Raw genomic sequence first — 17,935 nt, forward strand, 5'->3', positions numbered from 1 at the left:
TTAAACAACTGATTTCTGTTTTTTTGTACACAGCCGCTTGAGAAAGTGTGAATATCAACAGTATTGAAGCCTTCTGCATCAGCGTACCCATAGCTACACGCTCTTATGAAGAATAGTGGGAATGAATGACCCTTTACTAAATGGTTTGGGGTAAGCAGCCCTGGCTTGAAGCCGCAAAGTCAGAGGAGTTCAAATACAAGCAAATGTCATCGCGTCTAATTGCAACGACATGATACGCAAGACCAAATATGAATTTTATCCGTCAGTTAGCGAGCACTAGTTGATTTCTCAACATCGGCATTGCTTCAAAGCTCGGTATTGAAAGGGATTACGTCTTAGGAAACCCCGGCGTTTACAAGGGCACCCACATCCTCCAGTTTTTCCATCGACAGCACTGCATCGACTAAGCGCATGGCCTGGCTTTCACCCAAATGTTCAGTGCAACCGAGGAATTTCTCTATAATCTCATCTTCTGAAAATGGCTGGTCGCGGTCACCGCGAACTTTTGGGATCTCATGTGCCAAAACACGACCATCCGACATGGTGATTTTCACAGAACCCGGCATGTCTTTCACCGAATAATCTGGATTCACCTCATATGAAACTTTAGACATGAGATCACGTATGGGTTCATGTGTCCACTCGTTGGCATCAAACTCCGCAGCGCCAGCCTTACCTTTGTAGAGCATAATGCAAACGGCATAGGGCAAGCTGAAACGCGCGTCATAGCCAGTGACTGGTGCGGTCTTAAGATCCCATGGCTTACAAATCATATTTACCGAGCCCTCCGTCACCTGGCAATCAATTGAAACAATTTTGTCCACGCTAAAGTCTTCGACGCGCCGTACAGCCGCAGCACACTCTATAAATGATTGCAGATAGTGACAGCAGGGGTAAAGCTTTGCTCGCGTATCTAAGAGTTCCCAGTGTTGGCCAATACCATCAAGGATACTCGCCAGATCGTACTGCTCGCCCCGGAGAATTGAATTATAAAGACCGAGGTGTCCCTCGATAACGCTGGTCGGACCCGTAAACCCTATTTTAGCAAAATCGCTCGCCATTATGCCACACAAACCAGCCCAGCCTGCGTGTAGACGCTTGGCAGAGCTCCGTGCCGGGACGCATTCAAGGAGACCGGAGGCAAAACTGCCACATATGCCGAACGCTTCTTCATAAGCTTCAAGACTGGCGTTCCTAGTGTGCGACGACAGGATGGCTGAGCCAAACGTACAGGCGACGGAAGTTGTGTGGAAGCCTCTGAGGTGAAATCTGTTTAGCGCTGGCATTGCAAGACGGATCGATACTTCAACAGCGATCACTAATGCCAGCAGGGCACGTTGGCCGTCAATCTGATCACGCTCTGCGCACGCGAGCATGGCAGGCACAAGCGCACTGGATGGATGAACTACTGACTCCGTGTGCGTGTCGTCATAGTCTTGTCCATGGCCGAGAATACCGTTGACAAGCGCAGCGTGGTGCGGCGCAACCTTAAGCGACGATCCAATCAGTGAGACTCCGCCTTGTATTTCCCACTCCTTGGCAAGTTTAATTGTGTCTCGACCGAATTCGAGCTGGCTCGATGAAAGGCAAACCCCGATAGTATCAAGTACCATTAGTTTGGCTTTCTGAAGCACATCCGGGGGCACTTGGGAAAAAGACGTTTCATGTGAAAAGCGCGCCAATTCTGAGCTGATCGTCAACTTGTTTCCCTCCATTTTAAAGTGTCGCTCTTGGTCGAAGCGAGTTTACATTCTCTCAACAGTGAACCTAGCTATCCGCCCTACTAAACCATTCGACATGAGTGCCCCCTAGTACCTCCTGCTGTTTTCGGTCGACAGTTGTTCGCGGCACTTTAAATCCCTGTTTGGATTACGTTCTGCAATCTGTATAGACGCGATGCACTTCGCCAGAAAAGATCATCTTTTTCATCCACACTGGCGCCAGCCGTGAGCCATTTCATGGTATTCCAGACCTTATCATAACTAATCCAGGCCCGATCGGCAGGAAAATTACTTTCGAACATGCAACGTGACGTTCCAAATGCTTCAATACAGGTTTCAACCCATGGCTTCCATCCGCGCGCCAACTCTTGTGAACTAGCGTTTCCATCTTGCTGACGGCTGAACCCTGTGAGCTCCAGTCCGAAACCACCAATCTTCATCGAAACATTATCGCATCCGGAGAGTTCAACGATGGCTTTCTTCCATTGGGCGAATACCTCTGGGTGGCGATTAGTGTATTTACCTATGCCGAGAATGCCCCCGCAGTGATTGACTATTATAGAGGTCTCCGGAAAGGCACGCGCCAACTTCACCAAATCATTGAGTTGATGGAAGAAGAGCCACGCATCAAAACTTAAGCCCGCGCGCGCCAGTTCGCTAAATCCTGCCCGAAATTTTGCACTATCCATCATATCGCGTGACGTGGGATAAGCCGGATTAAGTAGCGATTTGTCGGCGTCCCACGCAACGATATGTCGGATGCCTCGAAAGCGCCCCTTACCTGAATCGATATGAGCTTCGAGAACCTCCGCGACCCTCTTGCCGAGCTGCAAATCAGCATAGCCAACTATGGCATCGCAAACGGATGTCTTTATCTCTGTGTCGCACGCGCATTGATCGGCGACTGTTACTGCAAACTCCGTTTCACCCACTGATCGCAAATGCTCAGGACCCGTCTCACGGTACATGCTTCGCGCCTGCACGAATACCGTAGCGCGTATATTATGGCCGGTCTTCAGATCCTTTTGAAAATCTGGAAGCAGGTAGCGCAACTCTTTGCGGTCATACAAATGATGATGAGCATCAATGATAGGCTGTGACGGATAGAGAAGCGGATCTTGTTCCAAATGGTCAATATCCCCTAACGCTTTTTCGTGGATTTGCTTCTTTTCCATGCCCTCATGGTGCCTCCTGATCAGAAACTGTGTCGTTCAATTCAGCTGCAACATTCTCAGGTAAACCCAACTCGAAAACATTTAGCGTTAGAGAGACGAGACAGTAATAGCCCAGTATGGCAGTTAGCTCTACGAGACAACGTTCACCAAACATTGCCATTCCTTCGTCATAAAGTGGCTGGGAGAGCTTACCCTTCTTTAAGACTGTAGCAGAGAGTTTGTGAACCATCTCTTGCTTCTCATCGTCAAAGTTGGGCTGGCGGCCTGCGGCAATGTCTGCAATCACGCCGCTTGACACACCCGCTTGGAGCGCAAGTTTTTTGTGAGCTGTCCATTCATGGTGAGACGTCCAGTACCTGGCGCAGGTCAATATCGCAATTTCAGTGAGTGCCGCATCGAGCTCGGTATCGAACCGCAACAATTCGCCTAGCTTCTGTCCCCGTCGAGCGAGCTCTGCATTTCGAAGCCAGGCGGTCATCGGTGTGGGAACCTTGCCGCGTGGACCCGCTTGCACTTCTCGGCAAGCGTTAAGCTGTTCGGCACTCAACTCATCTTGAGCCAATGGCTGAATTCTTGCCATATCATGTTTCTCCTGAATAAATGGAACTTTTGACTCTCATTGGCTCGGCCTTGCGGCGGTCATACCACCATCGACTACGATCTCGGTTGCCGTGATGTAGCGCGCCTCATCACTGGCCAGAAAGAGCACGGCGTTGGCAACATCCCATGCATCTCCCATGCGACCCATGGGAACGCTGGCATTGCGCGCCGCGATCAGGGATTTAGCATCTCCGGCACCGAGTTGAGCGACAAGTCGGTTTTCAACGAGCGGCGTATGCATGACGCCTGGAACGACGGTATTTACCCGTATTCCCTGCTTCACATAAGCTATTGCAGTCGAACGGCCGAATGCGACCACCCCTGCCTTGGATGCAGCATAAGCCGCACTTACCCGCCCCCCAACCTGATAAGTCATCGAGCCAATACTGGACAAATTGACAATTGCTCCGCCCTTGCCTTCATTCTCAAACTGGGACACCATTGTGGGTAGCGCATGCTTGCAGGCCAGAAAACAGGTAGTGAGATTGAGATCGATCTGATGACGCCAAACTTCTTCACTCATTGAAACAGGATTGCCCGGTGCACTGCCGCCGACATTGTTGACGAGAATATCTATACGACCAAACCGCGCCAAGCACGCATCAAACGCAGCCTTCACTTGATCATTGTCAGTCATGTCACAAGGTAGCGATATCCATGAATCTTCCAGGCCTTCCGCCCTCATGCGTTCAGCGGTCCCCTCCAAAGCTTTCTTGTCTAGATCAACACCAAAGACTTTCGCTCCTTGACGAGCCATGAGCACAGCCGTCGCCTTACCGTTTCCCCAGCCCTCGCCTACAGAGCCAGCTCCGGTTATGAATGCTATTTTCCCATCTAATCGTAACATTGCTCAAGCTGCCCCCTGTGTTGACTGATGGCGTGCGCCCTGGGCGCTGTCATTCACAAGGCCCAGTTGATCGGCCTTAATCCGCAGGGCAATATAGTGTGAGTATATGCGCGCATGTGAAAATCCTCCCCCAATAAACCACAAACCCGACTGTGCAGTTGCCCGGTACATGTTCGCCAATTCTCCGTCATCGGCAATGCCCCATATGCGACCAATTTTGTCAGCGATCCGATCACCGAGCAGTTCGCGAACGACTTCCTGCTGATTCTGGTAGCCAGTCGCGGAAACGATTAGATCCGCCTCTATCACGCTGCCGTCCTTCATACGGATGCCCTGTGGTACAAAACAATCCACGTCCTCAAAGTGGAGTAGCCCGATCTTTTCTTCAATAATCAACTTGCTGCATCCGCAGTCGAGATAGTAGCCACCGTGTCGACGGCGGAATTTCATCTGATGACCCGTTTCGTCTTCACCGTAGTCTATGCGAAAGCCACGCGCTTCTAGCCCTGCGATCATTTCTGCATCTATCTCTTTCATTTTCTGAGCTGAGAGCTGATGACCGCGAATAAGCAAAGGATAAGTACTAGACGTGCCGACAAGATCGGCATCTTCCAGTGGCAGATTCTCATTGTAATAAACGGAGTGTACTAAGCCAGCAGCCTTGATACTGGCAACAGTCGTCGACCCGCGCTGGACCAAATTCACATTCGCACCGTGACTTTGTAGATCCTGCGCCACGTCGTGACCGCTTGTCCCTGTGCCGATGACTATCGCTTTTTTGCCCGCCCAAGCTGAACCGTCGTCGAATTCATGGGTATGCATTAGAGTCCCGGAGAAGTCCTGCAAACCTTTAAACTCGGGGATTATCGGCCTACCCGCAATGCCATTCGCAAATACGATGTGCTGCGGGCGCAAGAGTCTTTCTTTGCCATCCTCTGTACGCACGCGCGCACTCCATTCGGAGTTTTTCTCGATATAGTCAGCACCGAGAAACGTGGTACCAGTCCATACATTGCACTCCATTGCCCAAGAATATGTTTCCAGCCAGTTAGCGATCATATCCTTTGGCAGGAATTCGGGCCAGTTCGGAGGAAACGGAAGATATGCCATATGATTAAGGCCAATCTTGTTGTGTAGCGCAAGTGAACGATAACGATTGCGCCACACATCCCCGACTCGCGGATTGCGGTCTACCACCAACGCACTTACTCCAAGAAGCCGCAGGCGCGCGGCAACGCTCAAGCCTGCCTGACCTCCACCGATAATCAACACTTCAGGTTCGCGTCCTTCGAAAGTAATTTCTTCTTTACGGTTGTCACTCCAATTGCTTCCTCCGAACATGCGCGAATAGGACGACCCATCGGGACGCATCGCACCGATGGGCTCCTCATGCCCTTTAATCTCCTCAAGCGAAGTCGTAAAAACCCAGGCTTGTTCAGGATTTTCAGCTAGCAGCCGGAGTAGGCCATGCCCTCGCCCTGCTTGTGTTTGGAAAGAAAAAATAGCTTCAATTGAATCTATGCCTAGCCGGTTGACGCGGCGCGGAGGTGTCCGGTCTTCATCGAGACAAAAGTTGCTGGCCTGCACTTCGGGTTGAAGTGCAAGTAAGCTATCAATGATTGCCGATAGACTGTCATGTGGTGTGATGCTCCAAGTGAAAGCCAGGAGATCCTTCCAATGGCTCTTCTCGGAGAATAGAGTTCCAAGATTTTCCCTGTCTGATGCTAAAAGACTTCGCTCAAAATTAGCCAACCAAGCCCTAACAAAATTGGCATTTCTAATCGTTTCATCGCTACTATCTGTGTTCATCCTTGAAACTCCTCTCGCCGTTCTTATCGGCATGACTTGGCAAAAAGTTTGCCGTATTTCGTGGCGGCAAATTTTTACTCACACACGCACAACTATAGGTTTTTTTATTTAGTTTTTAATAGAGGCCTTGACTGCTCGGAAATAATTTCATCGCGCATTCGTTTGAAGAACGCTGGCCTGAACCGCTGATTTTAGGTGGCTCACGCTCATAATCATGTTGCTTTCGAACCAGATGTCGCCTTGAAGAATGATCATCAGAAATCATTCTTTTTGGCTTTAAAGATACGATCATAGAAGGACGAAGGAGCTGAACGCGCTGCCCGTATTTTGCAGTAAACCGAACAGGTTGAGGCATTCTCCGGCATTGAAGCCCATGATATCCGACTTGTCGAAACATTCGGCGAACGGCCCGAACAAAATTCTTTCTTCCGTCTCGAAGCTTTGTTCGAAGATCGTCACGATGAGAATGGCATCGACAAAAGCGCCTTGCATCTGAATGCGAACCATCAACTCTTTGTAAAAATGTTGAGTGGTAGCAAACAATACCTCGATCAAGAGTTGAATGAACCTTCCGCTCAATAGGACCATCCCCTGAAACAGAATTTGGCCGAACTTTTACAGAGTAGAACTGTTGAATGATTTCAAAAAATCCAAAGTTCCTTTTATTTAAGTCATTAAGAAATGCTATGGCCATAGTATCCGGTATCCAAACTGCTGGTCTTTTCAGAAACAGTAGTCCGGAGTTGAAGGCTCGAGAATGACTACTTTGCGGGCAGGACACTTTCGCTGAACGCAAAGATCAATAGTAGCTAGAGATCATATACCAATGGACAGCATTCGAATTGAAGGCAAGAAGCAGCACTAACCAGCGAGGCTGTTCCAATTGATAAGCATACTTTTCCAGTTTCGCTTAATTTCGCGTGTGGAGACCGGAACTATATAGCTTTCAGCGGCACTTTGGCAACCACCGACGCGGGTAAAGGCGTGGCGATCGCTTCTGGAGCCGATACAGAAATCGGATACAAAAGCGGGAGGTTTACGCTAATTAGTTTGGTCGGGCTGATCGATCCAGCACAAGTTGGCCCAAAGGATAGCCTAATAACTTTTCAACATTATTAGGTGACTTTACTGAATCATTGTATACTCGTAAGCTTCTCGGATATGCATGTGTGTGGGGAGGGAAGCATGACCAACGAGGGAAAGACCATACCCACAAAGGAAGCGCCCGCAATCGAACCACGCCCCAGTGAATCAGAAAATCCGCCACCGCATCACGGCCCTAAGAATGCTCACTTTCTAGTTAAGGAGATGGCTCTGGTAGGTGAAGTGGCTACGGAGGATGTCTGGAAGTGGCTCGCCGCCGGCTGGTCGGACCTGAAAGCCAATACCGCTGTCAGTGCTAGTTATGCTGCTCTGTTCATTTTCATCGGGCTGATGATGTCTTTCGGTTTCTACTTCATGGGCTGGCCATATCTGATACTGCCTGGCCTGACCGGATTTCTTCTTGTAGGACCCGCGGTCGGGATCGGCTTTTACGAGATCAGTCGTCGTCATGCGGCAGGAGAAAAAGTCTCTCTTATGGCTGCGGTTACCGCTGCGCGCCATAATAAATTGGGAATCTTCGGCTTTGGCATTGCGCTTGCCTTTATATTTCAGGTTTGGATCCGCATTTCCTTTACCGTTTTTGCATTGAATTTTCCGGGTATCATGCCGGAGTGGCACATCATTCTGATGCGTGCCCTTAGTATGGAAGGCGTCTATTTCGGAATTTCCATTGCTCTTGTTGGTGCCGTTTTTGCTGGCTGTATTTTCTTCGTCGGAGCTTTTGCCATGCCGATGATGATGGACCGGAATACAATACTGTTGCCATCTATCATTGCCAGCGCCTATGCCGTCGCCCATAACCGTAACGCAATGATCCTGTGGGCAGCAATTATTGTGATACTCACGGGAGTTGGCCTGGCCACAGCCGGGATCGGACTGATAGTGACACTACCGCTCGTTGGCCACGCAACTTGGCATGCCTATAAGCAAGTGATGTCGGGTGATCTTCCAGAAGAGTATCCCACCCCACCTAAACCAATGCAGAAATAGAATGAAAATTTGAGTATGAAAAGAGAAAGAGAGAGAAGAGCGCGATTGAGGAGCTTTTACTCTCTTCTTAAAAACCCGGTCATTTTATGAACAAATACCTCGCGGAGAAAAAGCTTTTCTATCCGCACTCAGTCTCAACTAAGACCGGCTACGAATTGAACGCCATAACCGGAAATACTGGATAAAGCCCGCCCAAACCGCTAGCTTGTAGCTCGCCCGTTAAAAACGGGTCTCAAAATCTAGACCCAAAGGCGTCGTTGGAGGGGAAAGTGGTGATGGCAGACGAAAGCACCAGTACCACGACGGTTAATCAATCGCAGCCTAAACCTGCTTGGATAAAATTAAATACCGGTGGGATGATAGAACTTGGGGGATGCTGGACTATCGGCGCGGCCGAACGGCTGGACAAGGAGCTCACGGTTATCCATGACGGTACAAGCACCAAGTATATTTTTAATCTTTCAGGGTTAGAGAGGTTAGATACGGCTGGAGCATGGTTAATCTATCGCACACGTAAAAGTCTAGAATCTGGTGATACAGAGGTGGTACTTGAGGGTGTGAAACCTGAATATGGTATTCTTTTGGACGAAGTTGCGGCCAATGATCAAACTCCTCCTCCCCTTCCCCATGCAAACCAACTATTGGAATGGGTCGCGCACACTGGCGAAATGACTCTGGATGCCTTGGCCCGGGCGCGCGATTTTCTCGGCTTTTTTGGCCTCGTTTTACTGACCCTATCACGCAGCGTGTCGCACCCGGCTCGCCTTCGCATCGTCCCGATGATCCATCACATGGAGAAGGTTGGGCTAAATGCGCTTCCTATCGTCGGCTTGATTTCCTTCCTCATCGGCGTCGTTATCGCTTATCAGGGCGCCAGCCAGATGAAGCAGTTCGGGGCAGAAGTGTTCGTTGTCAATCTGATCGCTGTCTCAATCCTGCGCGAGATAGGCATCTTGCTTGCCGCCATTGTTATTGCGGGACGGTCGGCCAGCGCCTTCACCGCACAAATCGGCGCAATGAAGGTGAACGAAGAAATCGACGCCATGCGCACTCTTGGCCTGGATCCCATCGAAGTACTCGTGCTCCCAAGATTGTTGGCATTGGTATTGGCCATGCCACTATTAGCGTTTTTCGCCGACATGATTGGATTGCTTGGCGGAGGACTGATGACTTGGATCGTTCTTGACATCAGGCCAGATCAATTCATCGAAAGACTTAGCGATGCAGTTTCTTTGTGGAGTTTTTGGATTGGCATTATCAAGGCGCCTTTCTTCGCTGTTATAATTGCCTTGGTTGGTTGTTATGAGGGCTTCCAGGTTGGCGGAAGCGCAGAGAGCGTTGGTCATATGACCTCCCGTTCCGTTGTTGAATCCATTTTTCTGGTTATCGTGGCCGATGCCATTTTCTCCATTTTCTTCCAGTTGGCCGGAGTTTAAGGATGACGGGCGATGCAGTTATCAAGGTTGAGGATTTACATACGGGTTTCGGGGATCATTTAGTTCATGACGGCCTAAATTTGGAAGTCCGCAAGGGAGAAGTTCTCGGTGTTGTCGGCGGGTCCGGCACGGGAAAGTCGGTCTTGCTTCACTGTATCATCGGTCTGAAAAAGCCATGGTCGGGATGTATTGAGGTCCTTGGTCAGCGCGTATTGGACCTAGAGCCGCCTGAACGTTCCGCCCTCGAAGCGCGATGGGGCGTATTGTTCCAGGACGGCGCATTATTTTCATCATTGACGGTGGCGCAGAATATCCAGGTTCCTTTAAAGGAGCATCTGAATCTGAATCAGCGATTGATGGATGAAATCGCAATGATAAAAATTGGATTGGTTGGCCTGCCGCCGGAGGCTGGCAGACTCTATCCTGCGGAATTATCAGGGGGTATGCGTAAGCGCGCTGGCCTGGCGCGTGCTTTGGCACTAGATCCGGAAATACTGTTTCTGGATGAACCGACCTCGGGCCTTGATCCGATTGGTGCTGCACGCTTCGATGCCTTGATCGAGAGATTACGGAAGACCCTTGATTTCACTGTTTTCATGGTGACCCACGACCTTGACAGCTTGAATGCCATCTGCGACCGTATTGCTGTTCTTGCGGACAAACGGGTGGTCGTGATCGGCGACATGAAACAGATGTTGAACGAACGCCACCCTTGGGTCTTGGAATATTTCCATGGACCACGGGCGCGATCCGCCGGGTTATTAAAACCAGGGCGATAATGCATCGGCATAAACGGGGGAACGATGGAACTCAAAGCAAAACATATTCTTGTTGGCAGCTTTGTCCTGATCAGCACGCTCTCTTTGTTCGCATTCGTCGCCTGGCTTGCAAAGGTGGAGTTTGATCAGGAAACGACGTTCTACGAAATATACTTTGAAAACTCAGTTAGTGGCTTATCGCTAGCCGCAGACGTAAGATATCGGGGTATCAACGTCGGTTCGGTGAAACATATTAGTATTGATCCCGAAAATCCCGAGCGTATAAGGGTTCTGGTCGAAACAGACGCCGCAGTCCCTCTCCGAAATGGTGACCACGCACGGCTGGAATTACAGGGAATAACCGGCGTTTCCTATATTAACATCGATGGCGCACAAGCAGGTGCCGAAGTTTTGATCGCGGACCGAGGCAGACAGTACCCTGTTATCCCCTCTGAACCATCGCAACTCGAGAAACTGACTCTTGGAGCACCAGACCTGATTGCCAGCAGTAAGGAATTGGCTGACCGGGCGTCTAATATTCTGAATTCAGACAACCAGCGCCTTGCTGCGGAGATACTTGCGGATGTGGCCCGGGTCATGGCAAGTATTTCCTCGCGCACAGACAAGATCGAAAACATTATTGATTCTTTGGATCGCACCAGTGCTGATGTAGTTGAATCTGCCCGTCTAATTCGCCAGATTGCAAACGAAACCAAACCTCTAGTTCAAGATTTGGAAGCCAGTCTTTCTGTCGCTCACGGTACTCTGGCTGACGTCGATAATCTGATCGAGAATGATGGTAAGGCAGCGGTTATGGAATTTAGGGATTTTCTTGCTGAATCCCGGAAACTGGTCGCGATAATGACTCGCATTACAGACCGTATTGAAAACGATCCATCCGGGTTTCTCTTTGGCGAACGGGACGCAGAGTTTAAGGCAAAATGATGAAGTCAGAACACTCCATATCATTTATCGTTGCGACGTTATTAATTGTTTTAACCGGCTGCGGAACCATTTCCATTTCCGGAGATAAAGGCGTGGTGAGCCTTTACAAATTAACCCCTAAAAGCACGTTTTCTGATGATCTGTCGGATGTCGATTGGAAACTCGTAATCGAAGAACCGGTTGCCACGGGTGGGCTCGACAGTAAACGTATTGCCTTGCACCCTAAACCGACAGAGTTGAAATACTTTGCCGATGCAAGCTGGACAGAGCGAACCCCGCGAATGATCCAAACGCTACTGATCGAAAGCTTTACAAATAGTGGTCACATCGCCACGGTCGGGCGAGACACAATTGGTTTACGACCTAATTACATCCTGAAGGGCGAACTCCGGGAGTTTCAGGCTGAATATTTTCATGGCACTGCAGAACCATTGGTTCGGGTCCGTTTGAATGCGATATTATTCGACCCGTCTCAACAGGAGGTCGTCGCATCAGAAAGCTTCGAAGCGGCTATTCTAAGCACGGCTACGAACATAGACGCGATCATACTCGCCTTCGATACGGCTTTGGGAAAAGTCCTGCGTAGGACTGTGGAGTGGACTTTAGCCAAGCCATAGAAGAAGCGTCAATGAGACGGGAAACTAAGGCCCAAAATGCACCATCAGGAGAGAAAAATATAGGTAAACTCAACCAAAAAGAAGTAGCACTCCTCACCCGCCCCGCTCTGATAATTACCTATGGCGACGTCAGGGCACTACATTATGTATAAGATGACATAGGGGAAGTGATGCGCGGTAAATACTATATTCTCAACAGGATGGTTCACGGGCTGGCTCCGGCAGCTTTAATGGTCATGCTGGGGCTATGTCCCGGGGTCTTTTATAATACAGCCGTGGCCGATGAGGTCAGGGGTGGATTTGAACCTGCGGTAGTTGATAAAATTTACGCTGATTTAGGAGAAGATTCAATTTGGTGGACGCCGGCGACAGGCTTAACCGCGCGCGGAAAGATTATTGTCAACTTGTTGAGTCAAGCAGACCGGGAAGGGCTCAAGCCGTCAGACTACCTCCCTTCGAATAATCATATAAATGAAAGCCTGGCACCAGAAAACTATGACCGCAGCTTCACAAAGGGTCTGTTGCGTTACATTTCAGACATACGGGATGGCCGTCTGGCTGCACGTTATGTGGATCCAGAGCTTTTTGACATTCCAAACCCGACGGATGCCGCTGCTTTATTGAAGACCGGACTGCTAACAGCCGATTTTCAAGCATGGTTGGAAAGCCTACCTCCGCAAAGCATGAAATACAAAAGCCTGAAGGAATATCTGGAGCGATACCGTAAAATCGCTGATATGAAATGGCCCCTTCTGAACACAGGTCAAAAGCTGGAACTCGGATCCTCCGACCCTAATGTTCGTCACGTCAGGGCGCGCTTGAAAATATTAGGGGATCTTCCCGCCGATAACGATGAGACAAATGATGTTTTCGATAATACCCTTCTCGTTGCCGTCGAGCGGTTCCAGACCCGAAATGGGTTAACGCCGGACGGCATTATTGGCCCTGAAACTTATGCCGCTTTGAATGTTTCACCCGCAAGCATTATCCAAAAAATAACAATCAATCTTGAAAGGTTGCGCCAGTTACCAGAGAATCTCGGCTCCCGTTATGTAATTGTCAATGTTCCGGGGTTTGACCTGACCGCGGTTTCCGATGGTGCCGAAAAACTGCGCATGCGGGTAATTGTTGGACAACCAAAGCGCCGCACACCGATCCTGAATGATAAAATCACCGGTATCAAATTCCGGCCAACCTGGACGGTGCCTGTCAAAATTGCCCGCGAAGACCTGTTACCAAAAATTAAAGCGGATGTGAATTTTCTGCGCGCGTCGGATTTTCGGGTATTCACGTCTTGGAAGAAAGATGCCCCGGAAATAGATCCCGAGGCAGTCGATTGGCGGATAATATCGCCGGAGCGCCTAAACTATAAATTTGTCCAAAACCCGGGATCGAGCAATGCTCTCGGCCAGATCCGATTTACGCTGACCAATCCCTATGACATCTATCTTCACGATACGCCGCATAAGAATCTTTTTAACAAGTCGGGTCGAGCGATTTCCTCAGGGTGCATTCGCGTAGCGGACCCGCTAACCCTGGCTGGCTTCCTCATGGAACCCTCCGCCAAATGGACGATAGGATCGATACAAGAGGCGATGACCTCTAGCGAAAAGCAGGTGGCAAAATTACCTGCCCCAATCCCCATTTATATCACTTATTTCACGGCACTAGTGGATGAGGCTGGCCAATTGCAACTTTGGAAGGATGTTTATGGCCGGGATGCGGATTTGATACATATTTTGGGCCTTGGTGCCACTGAATAATTATTCGCCATAAAGACAAAAAATTAACACAATTTGTCTAATATATGTGAGCAGCTTAATCAGAATATGACGGATCGTTGCTTATGAACAATACGGCGGAGACTTTATCCAGGCATCGTTCACGGCGCCTTTTTTTACGCAATGGAGTAGCCGCTGTTTCAGCGGGGTTTTTTCTTCCTTCAATTGCACAAGCGGCAACGCAATTCACAGGACATGAAAAAAAGTTATTCTTGAACAACCTGCATACAGGTGAACGTCTTCAGTCTGTTTTTTGGATTGAAGGTAAATTCGTTCCCGAGAGCTTGCGGGAAATAAATTACCTGCTTCGGGATTTTCGCACGGACGAGGTAGCCAAGATTGACCCGAAACTGTTACTGCTGATTCATAAGCTTCATCATTCAGTTGACGCTTCCAAATCTGCGCAGATTATCTCCGGCTACAGGTCGCCGAAAACAAACGCCGCCCTGCGCAAGAACAGCAGTAATGTAGCTAAAAAAAGTTATCATATGAAGGGAATGGCTATAGATCTTCGCATTGGGGGCGTCGATCTCAAGTATCTTCAAAAAGCTGCAAAAAGTCTCAAAGGCGGCGGCGTAGGATATTACCCTAAATCCCAGTTTCTCCATATTGATACTGGCCCCGTCCGTTACTGGACATAAGTTCTGATGATCCGGGACTTAGGTCATTCTTGTCGCGCTACCAACGCCTCGGTGGTTTGAAGTCGCCCGAGGCGCTTCGCCTTCCACGCATCCTCAAAACAGGTCGGGATAATAACGGTGACTATATTAACGCCCCATCCAGCCGCCATCAACGGTCACAATTGATCCGTTTAAGTAATCTGACGCGGACGACGCGAGGAAGACTACCGTACCGGCAATATCTTCAACCTCACCCCATCGATTAGCCGGTATACGCCCGAGGATCGCTTTTTGTCGCTCAGGATCATCCTGTAAATCCTGAGTTACATCGGTTCGAATATAACCCGGCGCGATTGCATTTACATTGACACCCTTACTGGCCCATTCGTTTGACAGTGCCATCGTCAACTGCCCTATCGCGCCCTTACTTGCAGTGTAACCAGGTACATTCAAGCCGCCCTGGAACGTCAGTACCGAGGCGGTGAAAATAATTTTTCCCGATCCACGCTTCACCATTTCCTTGCCAAATTCTCGCGAAAGCACAAACGGGGCATTCAGATTAATGTCAATCACCTCATCCCAAATTTCATCCCGATGGTCAACGGCTGGCGCTCGCCTGACAGTTCCGGCATTATTAACCAGAATATCAATTTGATGATTTTTTGATTTAACCCGGTCGATAAACCCATACAAAGCGTTCCGATCCCTAAAATCGCAGCTATATCCTGTAAATTTTCTACCCGTTGCCAGAACTGCTTGCTCTACCACGCTTCCGTGCTCTTCCAGCGACGAACTTACACAGATAATATCGGCCCCTGCCTCTGCCAGCGCAACTGCCATGGCCTTACCTATCCCGCGACTGGAGCCTGTGACCAACGCTGTCTTACAATCAAGTCTGAATTTTTCCAGAATGCCCATATATGAGATCTCCTTGCCGCCATATTTCAGGTTTTGCTGATTCCAGTGACCACTTAACCTGTTACCTTACCAAACAATCACAGTAGTCTATCTACGGCAAATTCAAATCAAGTTTTCTATGTGTATCTCTTTCGCTCGGAGAAGGTGTTATTGGTCTCAGGGAATAGACGCAATATCAACAGCACTCATCATTTCAAACCAAAATGAGAGTATATTTTTGTCAGTCCCATAGCATCAAAAGGAATTCGCTTTCCTCTCGGGCCGCTCTCAGGTGTGTCAGGCATCTAAGGCGGCGGTGCTTCCCTCAAATATTTTCCTGCCACCCAGCCTGAAGTCCCAATACCAACTACACTAACTTGGCACCAGCGCTCTGTGAACGACTTACGGCAGCCCATATTTTGCAATACATCCCCGTTATTCACCTTGTCGATTATCGCATAGCGCGTTGATGGACCTATTCGCACATTCAAACGCTGTCCTCCGCCCACTCCCCTTACTTTCCAATAATCCGGGCCTCCTGCAAGACCATCTGCGAAATCCGGCCCATGAATTCCGATAGCCAGGGAATAGGTCGCTTTTTCCTCCCGGTTTGCGGCACTCCTTGCGAGGTAAACTTTAATTAAAAAGTCACCAGGTTCGTTTGTATATACATCCGCTACCGCACCCTTTCTTTGTCCGGAAAAAAGGGCTCTATCTGATCCGGAACGTTGAATATCAAAGTAAGCACCGGGATTGCTGCTTTTCATGTCAACCGAAAGAGTTTGGTTGGCATCGGAGGTCATCCGATATTCGTGTATCTCGTAACCTTCAATCTTACCCTTGATCAATGTCGCGGCACTTGAAGAAGAAATAGAATGGCGACCTGATGTCACATTGTCAGCATTGGCTGACCCCGCGAGAAAAATGGCTGTGGCGAAAACGAAAGCTGTTGAGCGAAAGAAACAAAAATCGTTCAACTTCTTTACTCCCGTCATAGAATATTTACGCCACAACTTCGCGTATGTGAGAAACGAGAACATTGGTAAGAAATTTCAAGCATTATGCAAGATCAAACCTAGGTCGAGGCTCAAGCCATTGAGTTATTATGATGGCATCATTCAGGCCGCCGATTTTTTGGCGTCAATCAGCTCATACCCCGTATTCTCGATTAGCGCCTTGTGAAGGATCTCGACCGCTTCCGTATAGCTGCCATCGGGGAAGGCGAACTGGATATCTACACCGCGCCCGGACACATGTGTGGCAAGCAGGTCGAGATTTGAATTCTCGATCGCTGCAATTGCATCGCCAAGGATGTTTTTGGCCCGCAAGTTTGCTCCGATTGCCGACACGATATCAACCTTTCGGGTCTGAATATCTGCGCCGGGCTGATGTTTCTGGATGTTTTCAATCACGCGGCGCACCTGCTTCATCGGCGCGGAAACATAGAATGACATTGTATTCGCGTTCATGCTCCAGCTGACAAGCGGAACCTTGAAACGACGGAAGGCCGTCAGCGCAACCTCACCCGACCCCGGTATGCCGACCATATCCTGATCGAACACCTCAATTTCAAACGCATTTTCAAGGCCAGTTACAATTTCGATGCGGGCCTCCTCCGGTGTCCAGCTTTCTTCAATAACGGTGCCGGGATGGTTTGGCTCAAAGGTATTGACGATCCGAAGGGGGATACCCTGCTGCCGGAGACCTTTTGCCGCGCGAGGATGGATCGCTTCCATCCCCATGTTGGAGAGCTGGTCTGCGACGTCATAGTTTGTCCGGCCAATAGGTTGCACCTTGTCAGTACCGACAATCCGCGGGTCTGCACTGGAGAGGTGAAATTCCTTATGGATAACGGATTCTTTCGCCCCGGTTACGCAGGCAACCGCGGAAAAGGTTACTTCAGAATAACCGCGCCCGTAAATTCCCATCAGACCATCTGCGGCCTGTGTATAGCCGGTGACGATGGGCATCACGGTCTGAACATCTATATCGACGAAGGCATCGCGGATGCGATCTTCAAGGCTCATGCTCTCGCTTTCACGCCAGCCCGAAAGATCAACAAACTCGGCATTTACGCTCCGACGACGCAGCAATAGCATCGTATTATGAGCGCTATGGGCCTCTCCAATGCCGCTTATCATTTCTCGCACGGTCATCAGATGTTCTTTAAGCTTGAAATGTCCATAGCCGCAAATCCGCTGCAGATCGATCAGGCAGCTTCGAACGCCCTCAACCCGTTCCTGCACGAACCGGTCGGCAAGTTTGCGGTCCGCCTCGTCGTCAAAGGCATCCGCATTGATTTCCAGCATGCGGTTTTGAACTCGGGACAGGGCGTCGCCCCATGCCCAATCATTCTCTGAGCCGGCATAAAGCGCGAATACGCCCGGTTCCCCCGTTTTCTTGTTTTCAAGCAATAAATCAGTGACACCGCCATAAGCGGAGACCACGAAAATCCGATTATAAAGCTCTTCGGGTTTTCTGCCGCCAATGAGGATGTTATCAAACACCGCCTCGATATTCGACATCGAGGTTCCGCCAATTTTGTGGACGGTATGCGACCTGCGATCCTTCGTTGCTTCCCCGTTATTTGCGGTTGGCATTGTCTTACTGGTCATAGATTATCCCGTTTCCGTAT

The 17,935-nt window shown here is 49.5% G+C and carries 16 protein-coding genes; 7 read left to right on the plus strand and 9 right to left on the minus strand.

Translation table 11 applies throughout. The features are described 5' to 3' along the window. Window positions 1–335: 335 nt before the first annotated feature. From GQE98_RS13090 to GQE98_RS13115, 6 genes are all read right to left on the minus strand, one after another. Complete coding sequence (locus GQE98_RS13090; protein ID WP_161316060.1) at window positions 336–1,700, minus strand: MmgE/PrpD family protein; 1,365 nt, start codon at window positions 1,698–1,700, stop codon at window positions 336–338. Window positions 1,701–1,852: 152 nt separating this feature from the next. Further along, window positions 1,853–2,896: an amidohydrolase family protein gene (locus tag GQE98_RS13095; protein ID WP_161316061.1), complete on the minus strand. Its 1,044-nt coding sequence runs from the start codon at window positions 2,894–2,896 to the stop codon at window positions 1,853–1,855. Between the two features lie 4 nt (window positions 2,897–2,900). Continuing rightward, window positions 2,901–3,476, minus strand: coding sequence for a carboxymuconolactone decarboxylase family protein (locus GQE98_RS13100; protein WP_161316062.1), 576 nt, complete (start codon window positions 3,474–3,476; stop codon window positions 2,901–2,903). 36 nt (window positions 3,477–3,512) lie between these two features. Beyond that, window positions 3,513–4,343 (minus strand): SDR family NAD(P)-dependent oxidoreductase, encoded by an 831-nt coding sequence (locus tag GQE98_RS13105; protein ID WP_161316063.1) that lies wholly within the window; start codon window positions 4,341–4,343, stop codon window positions 3,513–3,515. Between the two features lie 3 nt (window positions 4,344–4,346). Continuing rightward, window positions 4,347–6,152: a flavin-containing monooxygenase gene (locus GQE98_RS13110; RefSeq protein WP_202526276.1), complete on the minus strand. Its 1,806-nt coding sequence runs from the start codon at window positions 6,150–6,152 to the stop codon at window positions 4,347–4,349. A 288-nt stretch (window positions 6,153–6,440) separates the two neighbouring features. After that, window positions 6,441–6,731: a hypothetical protein gene (locus GQE98_RS13115; protein WP_161316065.1), complete on the minus strand. Its 291-nt coding sequence runs from the start codon at window positions 6,729–6,731 to the stop codon at window positions 6,441–6,443. A 606-nt stretch (window positions 6,732–7,337) separates the two neighbouring features. On the opposite strand from GQE98_RS13115, the gene GQE98_RS13120 reads away from it, so the two are divergent. From GQE98_RS13120 to mepK, 7 genes are all read left to right on the plus strand, one after another. Then, a complete protein-coding gene (locus GQE98_RS13120; protein WP_161316066.1) occupies window positions 7,338–8,246 on the plus strand; it encodes a DUF2189 domain-containing protein in 909 nt (302 codons plus the stop codon). A gap of 275 nt (window positions 8,247–8,521) precedes the next feature. Further along, complete coding sequence (locus tag GQE98_RS13125; protein WP_202526277.1) at window positions 8,522–9,682, plus strand: ABC transporter permease; 1,161 nt, start codon at window positions 8,522–8,524, stop codon at window positions 9,680–9,682. A gap of 2 nt (window positions 9,683–9,684) precedes the next feature. After that, the gene (locus GQE98_RS13130; protein WP_161316067.1) at window positions 9,685–10,461 is read left to right on the plus strand and encodes an ABC transporter ATP-binding protein; all 777 of its coding nucleotides are present in this window, start codon (window positions 9,685–9,687) and stop codon (window positions 10,459–10,461) included. Between the two features lie 24 nt (window positions 10,462–10,485). Next, window positions 10,486–11,385 (plus strand): MlaD family protein, encoded by a 900-nt coding sequence (locus GQE98_RS13135; RefSeq protein WP_161316068.1) that lies wholly within the window; start codon window positions 10,486–10,488, stop codon window positions 11,383–11,385. Further along, entirely contained in the window at window positions 11,382–12,002 is a 621-nt protein-coding gene (locus GQE98_RS13140) for an ABC-type transport auxiliary lipoprotein family protein (protein ID WP_161316069.1), read from the plus strand. Before GQE98_RS13135 ends, GQE98_RS13140 begins: the two co-directional genes overlap by 4 nt. Before the next feature lie 170 nt (window positions 12,003–12,172). Beyond that, entirely contained in the window at window positions 12,173–13,765 is a 1,593-nt protein-coding gene (locus tag GQE98_RS13145) for a L,D-transpeptidase family protein (RefSeq protein ID WP_161316070.1), read from the plus strand. An 83-nt stretch (window positions 13,766–13,848) separates the two neighbouring features. Beyond that, entirely contained in the window at window positions 13,849–14,424 is a 576-nt protein-coding gene (gene mepK, locus GQE98_RS13150; protein WP_161316071.1) for a peptidoglycan L,D-endopeptidase MepK, read from the plus strand. 126 nt (window positions 14,425–14,550) lie between these two features. Here mepK and GQE98_RS13155 read toward each other — a convergent pair whose 3' ends face one another. The 3 genes from GQE98_RS13155 to GQE98_RS13165 all read right to left on the minus strand — a co-directional run bounded on the left by GQE98_RS13155 (window position 14,551) and on the right by GQE98_RS13165 (window position 17,915). Then, a complete protein-coding gene (locus tag GQE98_RS13155; protein ID WP_161316072.1) occupies window positions 14,551–15,321 on the minus strand; it encodes an SDR family oxidoreductase in 771 nt (256 codons plus the stop codon). A 284-nt stretch (window positions 15,322–15,605) separates the two neighbouring features. Further along, the gene (locus GQE98_RS13160; protein ID WP_161316073.1) at window positions 15,606–16,295 is read right to left on the minus strand and encodes an SH3 domain-containing protein; all 690 of its coding nucleotides are present in this window, start codon (window positions 16,293–16,295) and stop codon (window positions 15,606–15,608) included. A gap of 123 nt (window positions 16,296–16,418) precedes the next feature. Beyond that, window positions 16,419–17,915 carry an aspartate kinase gene (locus tag GQE98_RS13165; protein WP_202526278.1) on the minus strand — a complete coding sequence of 499 codons (1,497 nt, stop codon included), beginning with the start codon at window positions 17,913–17,915 and terminating at the stop codon, window positions 16,419–16,421. Window positions 17,916–17,935 lie beyond the last annotated feature (20 nt).

Source organism: Sneathiella litorea (assembly GCF_009882915.1).
Classification (GTDB): Bacteria; Pseudomonadota; Alphaproteobacteria; order Sneathiellales; family Sneathiellaceae; genus Sneathiella; species Sneathiella litorea.